The 17,253-nt window shown below is 69.3% G+C and carries 18 protein-coding genes and 1 pseudogene; 9 read left to right on the plus strand and 10 right to left on the minus strand.

Annotated features, from left to right (window positions below; translation table 11 throughout):
* Nucleotides 1-4 precede the first annotated feature (4 nt).
* Genes DL990_RS25215 through DL990_RS25225 form a run of 3 tightly spaced genes read left to right on the plus strand, consistent with a single transcriptional unit; the run spans nucleotide 5 to nucleotide 3,776 of the window.
* Nucleotides 5-316 carry a hypothetical protein gene (locus tag DL990_RS25215; RefSeq protein WP_034311561.1) on the plus strand — a complete coding sequence of 104 codons (312 nt, stop codon included), beginning with the start codon at nucleotides 5-7 and terminating at the stop codon, nucleotides 314-316.
* On the plus strand, nucleotides 316-3,354 hold the full coding sequence (locus tag DL990_RS42325) for a WXG100 family type VII secretion target (protein ID WP_125800105.1): 3,039 nt from the start codon (nucleotides 316-318) through the stop codon (nucleotides 3,352-3,354). The genes DL990_RS25215 and DL990_RS42325 overlap by 1 nt, the downstream gene beginning before the upstream one ends.
* A gap of 20 nt (nucleotides 3,355-3,374) precedes the next feature.
* Nucleotides 3,375-3,776: a hypothetical protein gene (locus DL990_RS25225; protein ID WP_125787430.1), complete on the plus strand. Its 402-nt coding sequence runs from the start codon at nucleotides 3,375-3,377 to the stop codon at nucleotides 3,774-3,776.
* 67 nt (nucleotides 3,777-3,843) lie between these two features.
* Here the strand turns inward: DL990_RS25225 and DL990_RS25230 are convergent, their stop codons facing one another.
* Nucleotides 3,844-4,668, minus strand: a complete 825-nt coding sequence (locus DL990_RS25230; RefSeq protein ID WP_125800106.1) for an arylamine N-acetyltransferase — start codon at nucleotides 4,666-4,668, stop codon at nucleotides 3,844-3,846.
* Nucleotides 4,669-4,747: 79 nt separating this feature from the next.
* Here DL990_RS25230 and DL990_RS25235 point away from each other — a divergent pair, with 79 nt between their 5' ends.
* Nucleotides 4,748-5,341 carry a TetR/AcrR family transcriptional regulator gene (locus tag DL990_RS25235; protein ID WP_125800107.1) on the plus strand — a complete coding sequence of 198 codons (594 nt, stop codon included), beginning with the start codon at nucleotides 4,748-4,750 and terminating at the stop codon, nucleotides 5,339-5,341.
* 12 nt (nucleotides 5,342-5,353) lie between these two features.
* Here the strand turns inward: DL990_RS25235 and DL990_RS25240 are convergent, their stop codons facing one another.
* Together DL990_RS25240 and DL990_RS25245 are read right to left on the minus strand one after the other, a co-directional pair.
* Nucleotides 5,354-6,415, minus strand: coding sequence for a hypothetical protein (locus DL990_RS25240; protein WP_233620562.1), 1,062 nt, complete (start codon nucleotides 6,413-6,415; stop codon nucleotides 5,354-5,356).
* An 81-nt stretch (nucleotides 6,416-6,496) separates the two neighbouring features.
* Entirely contained in the window at nucleotides 6,497-7,453 is a 957-nt protein-coding gene (locus DL990_RS25245; protein WP_125800108.1) for a zinc-dependent alcohol dehydrogenase family protein, read from the minus strand.
* A 76-nt stretch (nucleotides 7,454-7,529) separates the two neighbouring features.
* Here DL990_RS25245 and DL990_RS25250 point away from each other — a divergent pair, with 76 nt between their 5' ends.
* On the plus strand, nucleotides 7,530-8,165 hold the full coding sequence (locus tag DL990_RS25250) for a TetR/AcrR family transcriptional regulator (protein ID WP_125800109.1): 636 nt from the start codon (nucleotides 7,530-7,532) through the stop codon (nucleotides 8,163-8,165).
* Between the two features lies 1 nt (nucleotide 8,166).
* On the opposite strand, the gene DL990_RS25255 is transcribed toward DL990_RS25250, so the two are convergent.
* Complete coding sequence (locus DL990_RS25255) at nucleotides 8,167-8,808, minus strand: TetR/AcrR family transcriptional regulator (protein WP_125800110.1); 642 nt, start codon at nucleotides 8,806-8,808, stop codon at nucleotides 8,167-8,169.
* Nucleotides 8,809-8,870: 62 nt separating this feature from the next.
* Between DL990_RS25255 and DL990_RS25260 the strand changes: the two genes are divergently transcribed.
* Nucleotides 8,871-9,233, plus strand: a complete 363-nt coding sequence (locus DL990_RS25260) for a nitroreductase/quinone reductase family protein (RefSeq protein WP_125787436.1) — start codon at nucleotides 8,871-8,873, stop codon at nucleotides 9,231-9,233.
* A 140-nt stretch (nucleotides 9,234-9,373) separates the two neighbouring features.
* On the opposite strand, the gene DL990_RS25265 is transcribed toward DL990_RS25260, so the two are convergent.
* The gene (locus DL990_RS25265) at nucleotides 9,374-10,288 is read right to left on the minus strand and encodes a LysR family transcriptional regulator (protein WP_125787437.1); all 915 of its coding nucleotides are present in this window, start codon (nucleotides 10,286-10,288) and stop codon (nucleotides 9,374-9,376) included.
* Between the two features lie 72 nt (nucleotides 10,289-10,360).
* Here DL990_RS25265 and DL990_RS25270 point away from each other — a divergent pair, with 72 nt between their 5' ends.
* Complete coding sequence (locus tag DL990_RS25270) at nucleotides 10,361-11,329, plus strand: DMT family transporter (RefSeq protein WP_125800111.1); 969 nt, start codon at nucleotides 10,361-10,363, stop codon at nucleotides 11,327-11,329.
* Here the strand turns inward: DL990_RS25270 and DL990_RS25275 are convergent.
* The gene (locus DL990_RS25275) at nucleotides 11,243-11,716 is read right to left on the minus strand and encodes a universal stress protein (RefSeq protein ID WP_125800112.1); all 474 of its coding nucleotides are present in this window, start codon (nucleotides 11,714-11,716) and stop codon (nucleotides 11,243-11,245) included. The two genes, DL990_RS25270 and DL990_RS25275, sit on opposite strands and share 87 nt — an antisense overlap.
* Before the next feature lie 7 nt (nucleotides 11,717-11,723).
* Entirely contained in the window at nucleotides 11,724-13,301 is a 1,578-nt protein-coding gene (locus DL990_RS25280; RefSeq protein WP_125800113.1) for an MDR family MFS transporter, read from the minus strand.
* A gap of 80 nt (nucleotides 13,302-13,381) precedes the next feature.
* Between DL990_RS25280 and DL990_RS25285 the strand changes: the two genes are divergently transcribed.
* Nucleotides 13,382-13,963 (plus strand): TetR/AcrR family transcriptional regulator, encoded by a 582-nt coding sequence (locus DL990_RS25285; RefSeq protein WP_125787441.1) that lies wholly within the window; start codon nucleotides 13,382-13,384, stop codon nucleotides 13,961-13,963.
* On the opposite strand, the gene DL990_RS25290 is transcribed toward DL990_RS25285, so the two are convergent.
* Nucleotides 13,951-14,841 carry a LysR family transcriptional regulator gene (locus tag DL990_RS25290; protein WP_125800114.1) on the minus strand — a complete coding sequence of 297 codons (891 nt, stop codon included), beginning with the start codon at nucleotides 14,839-14,841 and terminating at the stop codon, nucleotides 13,951-13,953. The genes DL990_RS25285 and DL990_RS25290 overlap by 13 nt on opposite strands.
* A 100-nt stretch (nucleotides 14,842-14,941) precedes the next feature.
* Here DL990_RS25290 and DL990_RS25295 point away from each other — a divergent pair, with 100 nt between their 5' ends.
* Nucleotides 14,942-15,826, plus strand: a complete 885-nt coding sequence (locus DL990_RS25295; protein ID WP_125800115.1) for an NAD(P)H-binding protein — start codon at nucleotides 14,942-14,944, stop codon at nucleotides 15,824-15,826.
* 77 nt (nucleotides 15,827-15,903) lie between these two features.
* Here the strand turns inward: DL990_RS25295 and DL990_RS42455 are convergent.
* Together DL990_RS42455 and DL990_RS25305 are read right to left on the minus strand one after the other, a co-directional pair.
* A pseudogene (locus DL990_RS42455) lies at nucleotides 15,904-16,092 on the minus strand (glycosyltransferase); the annotation flags it as partial.
* A gap of 302 nt (nucleotides 16,093-16,394) precedes the next feature.
* Entirely contained in the window at nucleotides 16,395-17,060 is a 666-nt protein-coding gene (locus DL990_RS25305) for a response regulator transcription factor (protein WP_125787444.1), read from the minus strand.
* Between the last annotated feature and the right edge of the window lie 193 nt (nucleotides 17,061-17,253).

Below are 17,253 nucleotides of genomic sequence, written 5' to 3' on the forward strand. Positions count from 1 at the left end.
AAGAATGAGCGGGGGCTTCACCGCGGCGACCGATGCGCTTTCATCGGCGTCGAAGAACATCGGAAAGCTGACCGAGCAGTTGCTCGAGGACAATCCGGATCTGTCGAGTACGCCGGTGAACGCGGCGGGCTTCGGCCAGGCTCACGGCGACCACGCGAAGAAGTACACCGACGGGGTGGCGGCGTTGTGGGCGTCGGTCCAGGGGTACAGCACCACGCTCGGCTCGTTCGGCACGAACCTCGGCACCGCCGGCACCGCCTACGGCACCAATGAGGACGAGCAGAAGAACAAGATCACCGAGACGGGGATGCGCTAGTGGCCACCGAAACCACCTGGACCGACGTCAAAGCCGTCCTCGACGACCCGGCCGTTCCCGCCGAGAAGAAGACCCAGCTCATCGGCTCGTGGATGCGGACGCATCCGGCGCCTCCGCCGTGGACGGCGGACCAGGAGCCGGAGGAGATCAAGCAGAAGCGCAAGGAAGCCGAGAAGTACGCGGCGTCCTACAACGCTCACCCGCTCCTGCCGTATGACGACGACATCGACAAGGTCTACAAGGACGCGAAAGGCGCGGGCGACCAGGCCAGCTTCAACCGGAACGCGGAGAAGAAGGCCGTCGACGACGGCAACAAAAAGCTCGACGACACCAAGGAACCCACCGCGGAGGGTGCCGGGACCAAGACGTCGGACGAGATCTTCGACGCCGCTGTGCCCGCGCTCAAGGTCTTCGAGACCTTCGGCTCGCTGCTGGCGAAGCTCCCGGAAGACTGCCGGGGCACCACCCGCGCGCTCGACTTCGAGAAGGACATCAAGAAGCCCTTCGACGAGCAGCGCGGCATCAGCTTCAAGAACTTCGTCGACGACGCCGCCCACTTCAAGACCGGTTCGAAGACCATCGACAAGGCCATGGACGACACCGGCTCCCAGCTGAACACCCTTTACGGGACCTGGACCGGAAACGCCGCGGACGCCTCGTCGGAGAACTACAACGAGAAGATCCTCCCCAAGGCCAAGAAGCTCTCCCAGACGCTGAACAGCGCGAGCGAAGCCACACTGCACACCACCGCCACGGTGTTCAAACTGTGCAAGGGCAAGGCCGACACGGTCATCGACCTCTACAAGGAGATCGTCGGCAAAGCGGACTTCCCGATGGCGCAGAAGGTCATCGCCATCGCCGCCGGTGAGAAGAGCGGCAAGGAGGACCTCGGCGCGATCGCGGGCTGGATGGACGTCAACTTCGGCTCCAACCTGGTCCAGCAGTTGAACAACGACGGCTGCTGCGACGACGACGAGTTCAAGAAGGCGGGCCAGAACCTCGCCAAGCAGTGGATCCAGCGGCAGTTCATTCCCGAGATGTGGACCATCATCTACGAGGGCTTCGCCAAGTCCTGCAAGGAAACCAAGGATTTCGTCAACCAGGCCTACGACGAGCTCGACAAGGTCATGGGCAAGGTCAAGAACGAGTTCGAAGGCGCCGGCGCGGGCGGTGCCGGTGGCGCGGGCGGTCCCGGTGGCACGGGTGGCGGACCCGGCGGCACGGGCGGTGGTCCCGGTGGCGGCGCCCCGGACTTCACCGGTGGACAGGGCGGTCCGGGAGGGGGCCCTGGCGGCGGTCCCGGCGGTGGTCCGGGTACCGGTGGCGGTCCAGGTACCGGCGGTGGGCCCGGTGGTGGTCCGGGCAACGCCCCGGACTTCACCGGCGGCTCCGGCGGCGGACCGGGTGGCGGCCCTGGCGGCGGCCCGGAAGGCGGCTCGGGCAGCGGTCCGGGTGGCGGCTCGGGCCCGAGTGGGTCGGGGCCGGGCGGTTCCGGTCCGGGCGGTCAGGTCAAGCCTCCGCCGGTCCCCGAGGTGAACATTCCGGAGGGCGGCACGGGCGGAACGCCGGGCGGCTCCGGCGGTGGCCCCGGTGGCGGCCTCGGCGGTGGGCCGGAGGCGAACAAGGACCAGACGTCGCCCTCGGGCTCGGCTCCGCCGCCGTCGAACGGCGACGAGCAGAAGGCCGCGGCCGAAGAGGCGAAGAAGCAGGCCGCCGCGGCGGCCGAAAACGCGAAGAAGCAGGCTTCCGAAGCGCTGGGCAAGCTGGGTGACGGTCCCACCGGTGCCGACCTGGGCGGTTCCGGCGGCTCCGGTCCTGGTGGCGGCACCGGCGGTGGCCCGGGTGGCGGCGGGGGCAACACGGACGCCGCCGCCGAGGCCAAGGCCGCGGCCGAGAAGGCCACTGAGGACGCGAAGAAGCAGGCGTCCGACGCGCTGAACAAGATGGGCGATGCCCCTGGCGGCCTTGGCGATAGTGACTCGAAGGACACCGATTCCAAGGCTGCCGACGAGAAGGCCGCGGAAGAGGCGAAGAAGAAGGCCTCCGACGCCTTGGACAAGCTCGACGACGAGCTGCCCGGTAAAGACGGCGACAAGCTCACCGGCGACAAACCAGGCGAGGACGGCGACAAGGCCGAGGACGGCGAACGCGAGACTCTCAAGGTCAAGCAGGGCGACACGACCTTCGAGATGACCGAGCCGGACAAAGACGGCGAGTTGGAGATCAAGGTCGGCGATGGTTCCGGGCCCGCCAAGGACTTCAAGCTCGATTGGACCGGCGACGGCGACGAGTCCAAGCTGGGCTCCGCTCCCGGGTCGGACGACGGCAAGCCGGACAAGGACGACGTTCACCGCCCGGGTCCGGACGGCAAGATCCACATCCAGGACGGCGATCTGAAGATCACCGCCGAACGTCCCGACGGACCGTCCGGGCCGACGGTCGTCACCGTCGACGACGGCACCGGTAAGCCGACCACGTACACGCTCGGCGAGGAGAAATCCCTCGCGGAGAAGGCCGCGCAGCCGCTCACTCCCGTCACCGGCACGACGCAGCCCGAGCCCCGTCCGGCGTTCACCCCGCACCAGGGTGGCGGCGGAACGGTGCCCGACGGCATCGCCGCCGGTGACGTCAGCGGCGGTGGTTCCGGCGGCGGCGGGGGTGGTGGCGCTTCGTCGCCTTCGATGCCTGCAGTGTCTTCAATGCCTTTCGAAACCGCGAGCCCCGCGACGGGCCAGTCGTTGTCCGAGGGCCTGCACACCGGCGGTGGTGCGACGACCCATCAGCCGCAACCCGTGGCTTCGGGTGCGCCGTCGGCCCCGATGGGCGGGCCGGGCGGACAGTCGTTCGGCGGTGGCGCGATGCCACCGATGGGCGGCATGGGCGCCGGTGGAGCGGGCGGTGCGGGCGGCGACCAGGAACGGAGCAACCGCGCGTACCGGATCGAGGGCGAGGTGTTCGACCAGATCAACGAACCCACCGGCCGGATCACCGGCTCGCTGCTGGACGATGAGGATCAGTCGGTCACCCGTAAGCGGTGAGCCGGGGCAGGGGAGAACAGATGAGCGCCGATGACACCACCGGTATGAAGGCGACCCTGGATGGTCTCGTCCGCGAGCAGGCGGAGCGCCGGGCGCTGCGGGATCAGCGCGCCGGCGAGATCAAGGCCGGCGCGCAGGAATTCATGACCAAACAGGTCCAAACCGCCCAGCGCTACGTCGAGCACCGGCGGGAATTGGGGCAGCGCAAGACGAAGTCCGGCTGGAGCACCGACCGGTCGCACGCGGAGCCGGGCGCCGGGTCGGCGTTCGGAGACGACCCGGTGGACATGGCGGCTCCGTTCGCTTCGGAGGCGCCACCCGCCCACACCGGGCGGGACACCCCCCGGCGCGCTCCCCGCGCACGCCCGGCACCGGCGGACGACGAGGACGACGCCTTCCTCAACAATCGTTGGCGCGACTGAGGTCGTGAGTGGTATGGGTGGTGATTCGGGACCCGGCCTGCTCCCGAATCACCACTGACAAGCCCGGTCAGGCTCGTGCGGCGTTCGCCTGGATGGCCAGCCAGACCTCGTGCTGCTCTTCGGTCTTGGCCCACAGTGCCGCCGGCTCGTCAGCGCTGAAGTCCTCCAGCGGGATCCGGAATTCCCGCAGTGTCTCGGCGAATTCGTCGAGAGTGGACAGTGTGCGGCGGTCGCCGTCGCCACGCTTGACCGTGCGGGCGCGAAGGGCCAGCTCGCGGCCGTCGCGATGATGTTGTGCCACGAGCACCCTGGCGAGCGCGGAGTCCGGCGAGGTGTTTCGGGCCCGTTCGGCGAACTCGGTGATCTCGCGGGGTGTGGTGCGGAAGTCGGACGAGTCGATCGTGCCGCCCGGATGGTGGTGCATCCGCCAGGTTCCGGCGTCGAGGCGTTCCATCCGGAACGCCAGTTCTCCTTGCCAGTGTGTGCCTTCCCGTAACGGCAGCGGCTCGAGGAAAGCGTCCCCGATCCCGGTGTCGGCGAGCCAGGATTCGCCGTCGACGTCGACCAGCAGGGCGATGTGGTTGCCCCATTGACCCTCGCCACGGGTCGCGCGCAGGACGGCGCCTTCCACGATGGTCACGGTGAACCCGGCGGCCCGCAGCAGAAGTGCGAGCGCGCCGTTCATTTCGTAGCAGAGCCCGCCGCGGCCGCGGCGGGCGAACTTGTCGATCAGCGCGTCCGGGGTGAGCAGGATCGGCCTGCCCAGCTGGACGTCGAAGTTCTCGTACGGGACCCGCAGCCGCCACGCCCGGTGCAGCTTCCGCAGCGTGGCGAGATCCGGCCGGACGGGGTCGCGGTACTCCAGCCGGTCCAGGAAAGCGTCGATGGTCATGGGCCTCTCCTCAAGTAGTAAGACTCACTCTAAAATTAGAGTAGCTCTAATTTTGGTCCGGCTCCAGTATGCTCTCGGCATGAGCGAACCGGTGGGCTTGCGGGAGCGGAAGAAGTGGCGCACCCGGAAGGCGTTGATCGAGACGGCGTACCGGCTCTTCGAGCGGCAGGGCTACGACCGGACGACCACCGCCGAGATCGCCGCGGCCGCCGAGGTGTCGACCGCGACGTTCTTCAATCACTTCGCGACGAAGGAAGACCTGGTCCTCACCGACGACGGCGAGCACATCCTGCGAGCGGGGCTGGACGTCCTCGCGGCGCGCGAGGCGGGCGAGGCGGCGCCTCGGCTTCTGCGGCGCGCGATGCTCAGGATGCTCGCCGAGGCGGGGGCGGGGCCGCGCGATCCGGCGGCCGAGCCGGAGCGGATCCGGCTGGACCTGATCACGTCGGTGCCGTCGTTGCGCGCGACGATGCTGCGGCGCGCGTTCGACGCTCAGCAGCGGCTTTCGGCCGCGCTGTGCCAAGCCTGCGAGGGCGAACTCGACGAGATCGACGCCGCGGCGGTCGTCGGCGCGGTCACCGGCGCGGTTTTCGCCGCCGGGCGAACGGCCCTTCGCCTCGGGACGCCGCTCGACGAGGCGATGCGGCGCGCGATCGACCTCGCGACCGCTTGACGCACCGTCGAATCATGTGCGGTGCCAGGCGATCCCGCGATAGGTGGAGGTGTCCTCGGCGAAGCCGTAGCCGATGACGACGGTGCCGTTCGCGTTGATGTGCTGGGCCACGATCGCCGTGATGCCGCGAGGCGACGGGAGCGGGAACGGTGTCGCGTCGGCGTCCCAGCGGACCGGGCGCACCGTTCCCTCGCTCCCGGATTCGCCGACGACCGTCCCGGCTTCGTCGATGTCGAAACACATGCTGGCGAGGTCCTGCGGCAGGGGACGGAGCACGGTGGGCCGTCCGTCACGATCCCAGCGCGCGCAGGTGCCGTGCCGGTCCGGCGTCACGCCCCAGCCGATCGTGACACCGTGTCCGGTGATCCGGACGACCTGTCCCGCGCGGAACTCCGGTTCCCCGGTCAGCAGGACAGTGCCTCCGTCCCGGTTCCACACGACCCCGTCGCCGAGGATGGCGCCGGCGTCGGTGATACCGCAGGCCGTCGTACGGCGGGGCGGGGGCAGTTTGCTGATCTTCCCCGAGGGCGTCCAGCGCACCGCGGTCCTGAGCCCAGTGCCGTTCTTGGCCGATCCGACGACCTCGTCCAACCCGTTCAGGTCGTGGCCCTGGGTCTCGCCTCCGCCCGGCAGGGTGCCGAGTTCGACGGCTTCGCCGCCGGGCTCCCAGCGCAAGGCTCGCCAGTGGTAGCCCGGCCACATCGCGTTCCCCAGTATCGAGCCGCGTTCGTTCACCCGGCACGCCGTACCGGAGACCATTCCGGCGGCGAGTTCGAGCGCGTGCACCCGGCCGTCGGGCAGCCAGCACACCGGCCGGAGGTGTTCGCCGAGGTAGAGCGAGCCCGCGATGACGCCCGCGGCGTTGACACTGACCGCCCGGCCGCCGGAAAAGCCGTCGAGGATCGGCAAGAGAGTCGGACTTCCGTCGCGATCCCAGCGCACCGGCCGCGACCCCGACTCGCCCACGATCGTCCCGGCGTCGTTCACGCAGTACGCGCCGGTGCCCTCGCCGTCGGAGAGCGGCCGCAGGCCGACAGCCGTGAAGCAGGCTCCCTCGGTCATCGGATCGGGCACGAGTGGGCAGCCTAGTGCGAGCGCGCACGCAATGGGGGAAAGTGCACTGACCGGGTGACGTGCACTCCACAAAGGACAGGACTACGGCGTCAGCACGATCCTGCCGAACACTTCGCCGTCGTCCATCTTCCGGTGCGCCAGCACGGCTTTCTCCAGCGGAAGCACCTCGTGCACCATCGGGCGCAGCTCACCACGGGCCGCCGCGGCGAACTGCTCCGCCTCCACCGCGCGCCGATCCGCCTCCGGGATCGAATCCGCGCTGAAGGCCGCGAAGGAGAGGGACTTCCGGAACGTCGCCATCAGCTTCGTGCCGAAGTCCGCCGGTGGCATGCCCGCCACCACGCCGACGAGCACCATCCGGCCGTTCGGATTCAGCCTGTCGAAGAAGGAAGGCATGTCCGCACCGGACACGATGTCGATGATCACGTCGTAACCCGCGGGGCCGTGCCCGCCACCGGAACGGTCGAGCACGTGGGTCGCGCCCAGTTCGCGCAGGCGGTCGCCGCGTTCGGCCGAGGACGTCGTGACCGCGACGGCGCTCGCGCCACCGGCCGCCGCGAGTTGCACCGTCATGATCCCGATGCTGCCCGCCGCCCCGCGCACCAGTACGGACTCGCCGTCGGCGAAATGGGCATGGGCGAGACCGAAATGGGCCACCATGCCGGAGGTCCCGAGTGCCACCGCGTCCGTGGCGGACAGGTCGCCGGGGAGGGGCAGGACCTTCTCGACCGGGAGGGCCGTCTGCTCGACGTAGCCGCCGCCCTCACCGGTGAACGCCCAGACGCGCCGCCCGGCCCAGGCCGGATCGACCCCGGTGCCGACCGCGCTGACGGTGCCCGCCACCTCGTTGCCGGGAACATGTCCTTCCCGGAAGCCGAAACCCGAGAGGGCCCCGCTCCGGATCACGGTGTCGACGCCGCCGACGCCGATCGCTTCCACCCTGATCAGCACTTCACCCGCGGCGGGAACGGGGGAGGGTAGCTCGATCACGGCAAGGCCCTCGGGGGCGCCGAACTTCCGGATCTCGACTGCTCGCATCTTCGTCTCCTGGTCGTTGATCACCGGCGGCCGACGCTAACGGACGCCCCCGTCCGTTTTGGCTAAAGTGAGAGTGGTGACCAGTCGTTTGTCTCGGATCCCGCGCTCGGATGCCCTGGACAACCGGGAACGCATCCTCGAAGCGGCTCGCGCGTTGTTCGCCGCCGAAGGGTTGAACGTGCCGATGCGGGAGGTCGCGCGCCGCGCCGAAGTCGGTCCCGCCACGCTGTACCGCCACTTCCCGACCAAGGAGATCCTGGCGACGGAGGCCTTCGCCGACCAGATGAGGATGTGCCACGTCGTCGTCGACGAGGGGCTCGCCGATCCGGATCCTTGGTGCGGCTTGTGTTCCGTGATCGAGAAGATCTGCGAGCTGCACTCGCGTGACCGGGGTTTCACCGCGGCCTTCGTGTCGGCTTTTCCCAAAGCGGTGGATTTCACCGCGGACCGCGATTACGCGCTCAAGGCGATCGCCGAGTTGGCCTGCCGGGCCAAGGACACCGGGAAACTCCGCTCCGACTTCGTGCTCGACGATCTGATCCTCATGCTCATGGCCAACAACGGGATCCAGGCCGCGTCGCCCGCCGCGCAGGTCGCCGCGTCCCGGCGGTTCGCCGCGCTGGTGATCCAGTCCTTCCAGGCCGTGCCGGAACAGGTGCCGCTGCCGCCGGTCGCGCGGCTGGCCCTCGTGATGCCGGGAAAGACCCTTTGAATCATTTCCGGCGGGCTTCGAGTCCGTCCAGGATGAGCTCCAGCCCGAAGGCGAATTCGCTCGTGTGGTCGTAGCCGGGTCGCATCGCGTGGCCGGAGATCACCTCGGCCAGATAAGGGAACTTGTCTCTCGGCAGGTTCTCCAGGATGTCGTCCGCCACCTTCGCGAGGTCGTCGCTCGCCGGAAGACTCGACTCCTGCAACACGTATCCGCCGATGTAGCTGTCGATGAGCGAGACGGCGTGCACTGCCATCGGGAGCGTGAATCCCGCCCGTCGGAAGACCCCCAGGACCGCGTCGTGGTGGCGCAGCGTCGCCGGCCCGGGATTGCGGCGGGAGTCCAGGAGGCCGAGAGCCCAGCTGTGCCGCGACAGGACCGCGCGTGCGGACGAAGCGCGTGCGCGGATCGCGTCGCGCCAATCGCCGTCTTCGGGGCCGGGCAGCTCGATCGCCGCGAACACCGCGTCGACGACGCCGTCGAGGATCGCGTCCTTGTTCGGCACGTGGTGGTACAGCGACATGGCCTCCACGCCCAGGTGCTGCGCCACCCGCCGCATTGTCATCGCCTCGACGCCGCCGCGATCGGCGACCTCGATCGCGGCTCGTAGTACGCGTTCTTTGGTGAGTGATCGGCGAGGCGGCACCTTGACAACCTTACAGGTGTAAGTCAGCCTTACGGGTGTAAGGCCATCGAGAGGAGAACCCGATGCCGATGCCGAGATGGTGGGGACACGTCAACAAACGGGTGTTCAATCCCCGCGCGATCGCCGGCGGGAAGTACCCGGTGCTGATCCACGTCGGCCGCGCCTCGGGGAAGACCCACCACACACCGCTCGACGCGCACCCCGTCGACGGCGGCTACCTGTTCGTCCCGGTGTACGGCCCGGACGCGGACTGGGTGCGGAACATCCTGGCGGCGCGCGAGGCGCGGCTTCGGATCGACGGGCGGGAAGTGGAACTCGTCGGCCCTCGGCTCGTCGGCGAGGACGAGTTCCCCGGCGGTGTGAGCCGCCCGCCGAAACTGCTCCGCGTCACCGAATTCCTGCGGATGGACCTCCGGAGCCGGTGATCGCTGTTCCCGGTCTCGAAATCCGCATTGGGAACCTGGCAGAGAACCGGAATCGCCACTCGGGGTCCTGGAGCGACCAGCCCTCAACGACACAGAGCCATCCGCAGGAACACGCGGAACCTGAGGGAGAACGCGCGACCTCAGCCGCCCCAAGTACGGGCTGCCTCCACCATGGCCCTGACGCATTCGGCGACCGCGGGCCGGGTTTCCCCCTGGGGCTGCACGGCGTAGAGCTGCCGGTGCAGGACGGGTTCGAGCGGCGCGCACACCACGGTCGGCGGCGCGATCGTGGTGGCCATACTCGGCACCAGCGTGACGGCGCCGAGCCCGGCGACGACGGCGAACTGGGTGCCGAATCCGCTGACCGTATGCCGCACCACCGGTTCGATGCCGCGTTCTCGCAGGGTGTGACGGATCCAGGCGTTCGCCAGGGTGGGGCGGGCCCAGGCGACCCAGATCTCGTCCGCGAGGTCTTCGGCGCGCACCGAGTCCGCGTCCGCCAGGTGGTGTCCGGCCGGGAGCACGATCATCGCCGAGTCGTCGCGCAGGACGGTCCAGCGGGTGTCCGGTGGCCGGGTGAGCGGCAGGTTCTCCCAGCTCTCGACGACCACGACGTCGAAGACGCCGTCGGCGAGGGCGGGAAGCGCCACTTCCGGTTCGACCTCGTGCAGCCGCGCCTCGATGCCGGGGTGGCGGACGGCGAGACCGGTGAGCGCGGGCGCGATGAACGTGTGCACCCCGGACGGGATGGCGCCGATCTCGACGACACCGGTCGTCGCCCCGGTGAGGGAGTCCAGATCGGCGCGGGCGGCGCGGAGTTCGGCGAGAACCCGGTCCGAGCGCTGCGCGAGCAGCAGTCCCGCCGGGGTGAGCCGGACACCGCGGCCGTGCCGGACGAGGAGCGCGGTGCCCGCCTCCCGTTCCAGTTTCATCAGCTGCTGGGAGATCGCCGACGGCGTCACGTGCAGCAGTTCGGCCGCGGCGGCGAGCGATCCCCGCCGCCACACCGCGTGCAGCATCCGCAGCCGTTCCACATTGGACAGATCACCACTCATTAGCCGAGCTTAACCCCGGCGGTAAGAGGATCTCGCTGGTCCTCTCCGCCGTCGTGCGATCGAATCGAAGTCATGCGACACACCGGAATTCTCGCCGATCCGCGCGTGCAAGGAGTACTCGGAGCCCTCTCGATCGCCCTGTCCGCCCCGCTCGTCGCGCTGTCCGGCGTCAGTTCGACGACGGCGACGTTCTTCCGCTGCCTGTTCGCCTTGCCGATCCTCGTGCTGCTGGCTCGATCCCGGGAGCGAGGACACCGTCCGTCGCCTGCCGCGCGGCGGCGCCACGTACTGGCCGGTGTCCTGCTCGGGATCGACATGGTGCTGTGGAGCGAGGCGATCCTCGCCGTCGGCGCGGGGGTCGCCACGGCGCTGGTCAACGTCCAGGTGGTCTTGGTCCCGCTGGCCGGGCTGCTGTGGTTCGGTGAGCGGCCGTCGCGGTCGTTCTGGCTGTCGATCCCGGTGATGCTGGCGGGGACGGCGCTGGCCGGGGGACTGGCCGACGGCGGTGCCGCGGGCAGCGATCCCTGGTACGGCACGGCCATGGCCGTGCTGGCGGGCGTGGCCTACGCCGGTTACCTGATCCTGTTGCGCCGCGCCGGAACCGAAGGCGGCGGTCGCACGACGATGCTCGCCACCGCGACCGCGGCTTCCGCGAGCGTGGGTGGCCTTTCGGGTCTGTTCGCGGGAAACCTCGACGTCGCGCCACCGGCTTCGGCGTTGCTGTGGTTGTTCGTGCTGGCCGTGACCGGCCAGGTGCTCGGCTGGCTCCTGATCGGGAAGGCGCTGTCCGCCCTGCCCGCGAGCGGCGGGTCCGCCGTGCTGATGCTGCAACCCGCCGCCGCGATCCTGTTCGGGGCCGCCCTGCTCGGCCAGTGGCCGACACCGTTGCAACTGGCGGGCTGTGCGCTCGTCGTCGTCGCGGTGGGTGTCGTGTCGCTACTGGGCAGCCGGTCGTCAGGGAACCACCAGCACCGGCCAGTGCCCGGTCCTGATGAGCTTGGTCGCGACGGAGCCCGCGAACCGGTGGCCCGCCTTCTGTGACGCGCCGACCACCACGGTGTCGACCTGGCCGCGGTCGGCGGTGTCGCGAAGCGCGGTGTACGGGTCGCCGAAGGTCTTCAGGAAACTGACCGGCACTTCCAGTTCCTCGGCCGTCGCGCGGATCTGCTCGCGAAGTTCGGCGTAGAGCTGCTGTGCGGTGTCGTGCTCCACCGTCGCCGCGACCGCCGGTCCGAGCGCCGGGCGGCAGACGAAGGCGACGATCAGCCTGCCGCTCTCACGCCGCGCCATGCCGAACGCGAACGCCGCCGCCCGCATCGCCGTGTCGGAGCCGTCGACCCCGGCCAGGATGGCCCGCCCCGTGTGGTGCCGGGGCGGGCCGAAACGCTCCACAGTGGACTCGAAGGCCCTGGCTGCGTTCCCGTTCATCGCGCGCCTACCTGGTGACCCGGTCGGACGCCGGGGCTTCCGTCTTCGGCTCCACGTCGAGGGTGGTGCGCAGGGTGAGCGGCTTGAGCAGCAGCGCCGCGAGCACGCCCACGACGCCAACCGCCGCGGAGATCAGGAAGATGTGCGCGGTCGCGTCGCCGTACACGGTGTGCACGATCGTCTGGACCTCCGGCGGCAGCGCCTTGAGGTTCAGCGCGCTGACGCTTCCCGTCGACGCCTGGCCTTCCGGGACGTGCAAGGCGGTCGACAGGTCGGCGGTGACCCGGTTCGCGAGCACCGCGCCCAGCACCGAGACGCCGATGGTGCCGCCGAGCGACCGGAAGAACGTGACCGAGGCGCTGGCCGCGCCCAGATCCCGCAGCGGCACGGTGTTCTGCACGGCGAGCACGAGGTTCTGCATCGTCATGCCGACACCGACGCCGACCACCGCCATCGCGATGCCGACCAGCCACAGCGGCGAGGCGTGGTCGACCGTGGCCAGGCCGAGGAAGCCGATCACCAGGGTGATCGTGCCCGCCACGATGTACGGCTTCATCCGTCCGGTGCGGCTGATCAGGCGCCCGGAGACGGTCGAGGAGACGAGCACGCCCGCCATCAGCGGAATGGTCAGCAGACCGGCTTCGGTGGGGGAGTAGCCGCGGCCGACCTGGAAGTACTGGCCGAGGAACACCGCGCCGCCGAACATCGCCATCCCGACGGCGAGGCTCGCGACGATCGCCAGCGCGGGGGTGCGCTGGGTGATGATGTGCAGCGGGACGATGGGTTCGCGGACCTTCCGTTCCACCAGCACGGCGAGCACGAGGAGCACGACGCCGCCCACCACCATGAGGGCCGTCTGCCACGAGAGCCAGTCGAAGGTGTTCCCCACGAACGAGACCCAGATCAGCAGCACACTCACGCCCGCGGCGATGAGACCCGCGCCGAGGTAGTCCACCTGGACGTCCTCCCGGCGGACGGTCTCCAGCTTCAGGGTCCGCTGCAGCACGATGAACGCCGCCACCGCGATCGGCACGCCGACGAAGAAGCACCACCGCCAGCCCAGCCACGGCACGTCCACGATCAGCCCGCCGAGCAGCGGGCCGCCGACGGTGGCGACCGCCATGACCGCGCCGAGGTAACCGTTGTAGCGGCCGCGTTCACGCGGCGGGATGATCGCCGCGATCACGACCTGGACCAGGGCCTGCAGGCCGCCGACACCGATGCCCTGGAACGCGCGGGCGGCGATGAGCTGGCCCGTGTTCTGGCTCAACCCGCTGATCATCGACCCGATCACGAAGATCACGATCGCGACCTGCACCAGCGTCTTCTTGTTGAACAGGTCGGCGAGCTTGCCCCAGATCGGGGTGGTGGCCGTCGCCGCCAGCAGGGTGGCCGTGACCACCCACGTGTACTGCGTCTGTGTGCCGTTCAGCGAGCCGATGATCAACGGCAGGGCGGTCGACACGACCGTCGAGCTGATCATCGCCACGAGCAGCGCGAGCAGCAGTCCGGACAGCGACTCGAGCACCTGCCGGTGTCCCATCGCCCCCGGTGGTGCCTCCGCCGTCGTTCCCTCGGTCTTCATGGCGTCCTTTCGAGCGGCAATGTTGCTCACTGTGCAAACTTGCACAGTGAGAACTTTATTCCCCTCGCTACGCTGTCCTGGTGGACACCCTCGACACGCTCCGCACCCGCAAGAAGGCGGCGACGCGGCAATCACTGCACGAGGCCGCGCTCCGGCTGGCGATGGAGCACGGTCTGGACGGTGTGACCGTCGAGGACATCGCCGACGCGGTGGGCGTGTCCCGGCGGACCTTCTCGAACTACTTCGCGAACAAAGAGGACGCGATCCTGCACGCCGACCGCGAGCGCACCGGGCTCCTGGTGTCGCTCGTCGAAGGCAGGCCGTCCGGTGAGAAGCCGTGGCAGGCGCTGCGCGCGGCGTGCCGGGAGCTGTATCGGGCGCATCCCGTCCCCGACCGTGAGTGGGGGGCGCAGCTACGGCTGCTGCGACGGCATCCGTCGCTGCTCGCGCGGCAGGCCGGTGACCGGTTCGCCCTCGAACGCGACCTGATCGCGGTGCTGCTCGCCAGGGGGCACGGCCTCGATCAGGAGCTGGCCAGGCTCACCGCGGCGACCTTCCTCGCCACCTTGCGGACCGGGAACGTGCTGTGGCTGGAAGGCCCGGAGGATCAGCCGCTGCCCGAGGTCGTGGACCGGTTGCTCGGCCGCGTTCAGCTCCGCTGAGCGAGGGTGTTCGCGGACGTCACCACCGAGACGGCCGAGCGGACGAAGGCGGCGACGGCCGGTGACCGGGAGTCCTGCGGCCACATGACGGTGAGGGTCACCGGCTCCAGGTCGTCGACGGCCAGATACGCGATTCCCGTGCGGCGGTAGCGATCCGCCACCGAAACGGGCAGGAAACAGACGATGCTGCCCAGTTCGACCAGTTTGAGGATCTGCGTCAGATCCGAGACGGGACCGTGGGGCACCGCGGTGCCGGGCGGAGCGATCGAGGGGCCTTGGTCGGCGGCGGCGCCGTCGGGAAGGAGCCGGCCTTTCAGATCCGCGAGGGTCAGCCGTGACCTCGCCGCCAGCGGATCGTTGGCCGCCAGTGCCACCAGCCGGGGTTCGGTCAGCAATGGCTCGAAGTCCAGGCCGCGCGCGTCGAAGGGGGAGGGGACGAGCGCTACATCCGCTCGCCCGTCCCGGAGCTGCGTCGGTTGTTCCCCGCGGCCGCCGAGGATCAGCTCGATCGGCAGGGTGCCGTCCTCGGCCTCGTATGTTTCGATGATCTTCGGCAGACACCCGGCGTCATGGTCGGCCTTCAGCGCCAGCCGCAGCCGGGGATCGGGGCGGCCCGCCTGCCGCGCCCGCCGTTCCGCCGCTGCGACCGCTTCGAGCGCGTTCTTGGCGTCCCGCAGGAATCCTTCACCCGCTCCGGTCAGCGTGACCTGGCGGGTGGTGCGTTCGAACAGCCGGACGCCCAGCCGTCGTTCGAGCTCCCGGATCGCCCTCGAAAGCGGCGGCTGCGCCATCGAAAGGCGCTCGGCCGCGCGTCCGAAGTGAAGCTCCTCCGCGACCGCCACGAAGTATCTGAGCTGCCGCGTTTCCAGGTCACTCATATCCCCAGGGTATCAATGGCGACCGAGGCGGTCCTTCGGTCCGGCGGCCGTCCCGGCTTGACTGGGTGACGTCGAAATCCCCCATCACCTCGGAGTCTTCATGATCGTCGTCACCGCGCCGACCGGACAGATCGGCAGCCGGGTGCTCGCCACCCTCCTCGAAAGTGGTGAGCCGATCCGCGTGATCGCCCGCGATCCCGCCCGGCTCCCCGAGCACGTCCGAGCGCGCGTCGAAGTGGTCCAGGGCTCGCACGGCGACGCCGACGTCGTCGACGAAGCCTTCGCCGGTACCGACACCGTGTTCTGGCTGGTCGCCGCGGATCCCCGTGCCGAGAGTCTCGAGGCGGCCTATCTGGACTTCACCCGGCCGGCCTGCGAGGCCGTCAAGAAGCACGGCGTGGCGCGAGTGGTCGGCATTTCAGCCCTCGGCCGTGGCTTCGCGGAGAACGCCGGATACCTGTCGGCGTCGCTCGCCATGGACGACCTGATCGCCGGCACAGGTGTGCGTTACCGGGCGCTGACCATGCCCACGTTCATGGACAACCTGTTGTGGCAGGCCGAAGCGATCGGCAAGCACGGCGTCTTCTTCGGGCCGCTCTCAGGCGACCGCAAGGCACCGACCTGCGCCACCCGCGACATCGCCGCGGTCGCGGCCGGAGTGCTGCTCGACCGGTCTTGGCACGGCGTCGCCGAGGTTCCGGTACTCGGCCCGGAAGACCTGTCCCAGAACGAAATCGCGGAGATCATGTCCGACGTGCTCGGGCGGCCGGTGCGCTACCAGCAGGTCTCCATGGACGCCTTCCGTGCGACACAACGGGAACACGGCTGGTCCGAGGCGACGGCCCAGGGCATGGTCGACATGATGGCCGCCAAGGAGGCGGGCATCGACACCGCCGCACCGCGAACGCCAGAGGCCACCACGCCGACGACCTTCCGCCAGTGGTGCGAGGAGGTCCTCAAGCCGGCTGTCGGTCCGGTGAACTGACGCCCCCGGAGCAGTTTCGCGGCCACTGTCGCCCCGTCGGTCCGGATAGCGTCCGCCACACCGATTCCCAGCTCCGCCACCTGCTCGGCCCAGTACGGCTGGTTCGCGATCCGGGGGACGACCACCTGGGGCGTGCCAGACAGTGAGGCCGTCGTCGTGGTGCCCGCGCCGCCGTGGTGCACGACGGCGGCCGCCCGGTGGAAGGGCGCCTGCTGATTGACTTCGCCGACGACGAAACAGTCGTCGGCGTCGTCGATCGAGGCCACGCCGGCGGTTCACCGGATTCGAGGACTCCTCCAGATCGTCCGGGAGCGGACGGTCGTCGGGCCGGATCCACGCTCCCGTCGGTTGTCCGTCTCGCCTTTCGGGGACGGCGTGCCCGGCCGGAGCCCGGGGCGAGCTTCAGCGACGTCACCCCACGTCGTCGGCAAACACGCATTTCGCGACTCCCCATTTCGCGATTCCCGTCCTTCGGCGCGCAATTCTGCGGAATGACCATGGTCTTGCCGCAAGCCCCATGTCCGCTACAAGTTGAAGGGGGAGATGCGTCCACTTTGGACGGACCTTTTCAGATGGAGCCGGTGCGCAACGCGAAGGCGACGGCGTGTGTGCGGTTGTGCAGGCCGTAGCGCGACATCACCCGGTGGAGGACGTTCTTCACCGTGCTCTCCGAATAGGCGAGTTTGATCGCGATCTCTTCCGTGCCATGGCCATCCGCCAGCAGGCGGAGCACTTCGCGTTCGCGGTCGGACAATCCGGACAAGGCGAGACCGTTGGGGATCAGCAGGTCTTCCTGTATCCGATCGAGCTGGGAGAGCAGGCTGCCCTGCAAACGCGGCGGCAGGGCGCCGGCGCCCTGGCTGACCGCGAGAATCGTCCGCACCAGATGCTCGCCGTCGAGATCGAGCCGCGGCAGCAGAGCGGCCATGCCGCATTCGATCGCCGTCATCAGGACCTGGACCGGGAAATGGTCGGTGACGATCACGCATCTCGGTGGCGCCGGGAGTGACGACGCGGCGCGAACCTGGCGCAGGAAAGTGAAGACCCCGTCGCCGATCGAATCCCCGACCGTCACGATCACTTCGGCCGGTCCGAGGTCGGTTTCGGCAAGCACGTCCAGCCGTTCGTCGGCGCCGAGGATGCTCGTCGTGCCCAGCCCGGCCAGTAGATCCGGCGCATGCACGGCGACTCTGACGCGATCGGTCCTCCTGCTGAGCTTCTCCCCGTGAATCATGATCGAAGTCCCCATCCGAAGCACTCGGAAACCCTGAAGCGGGCAGGCGGACCGGCCGCCGCCCGTCGGGTGTGCGGGCGGTCGATCCGCGATGTGAGTAGTTCTTGCTTTACTTAGAAGCTATAACCTTCCAATGTTGCATGTCAACCGCCGAAGGAAGGCGGCAACGTCACAGGACAAGACGCCCGGAAGG

The organism is Amycolatopsis sp. WAC 01416, assembly GCF_003947485.1.
Classification (GTDB): domain Bacteria; phylum Actinomycetota; class Actinomycetes; order Mycobacteriales; family Pseudonocardiaceae; genus Amycolatopsis.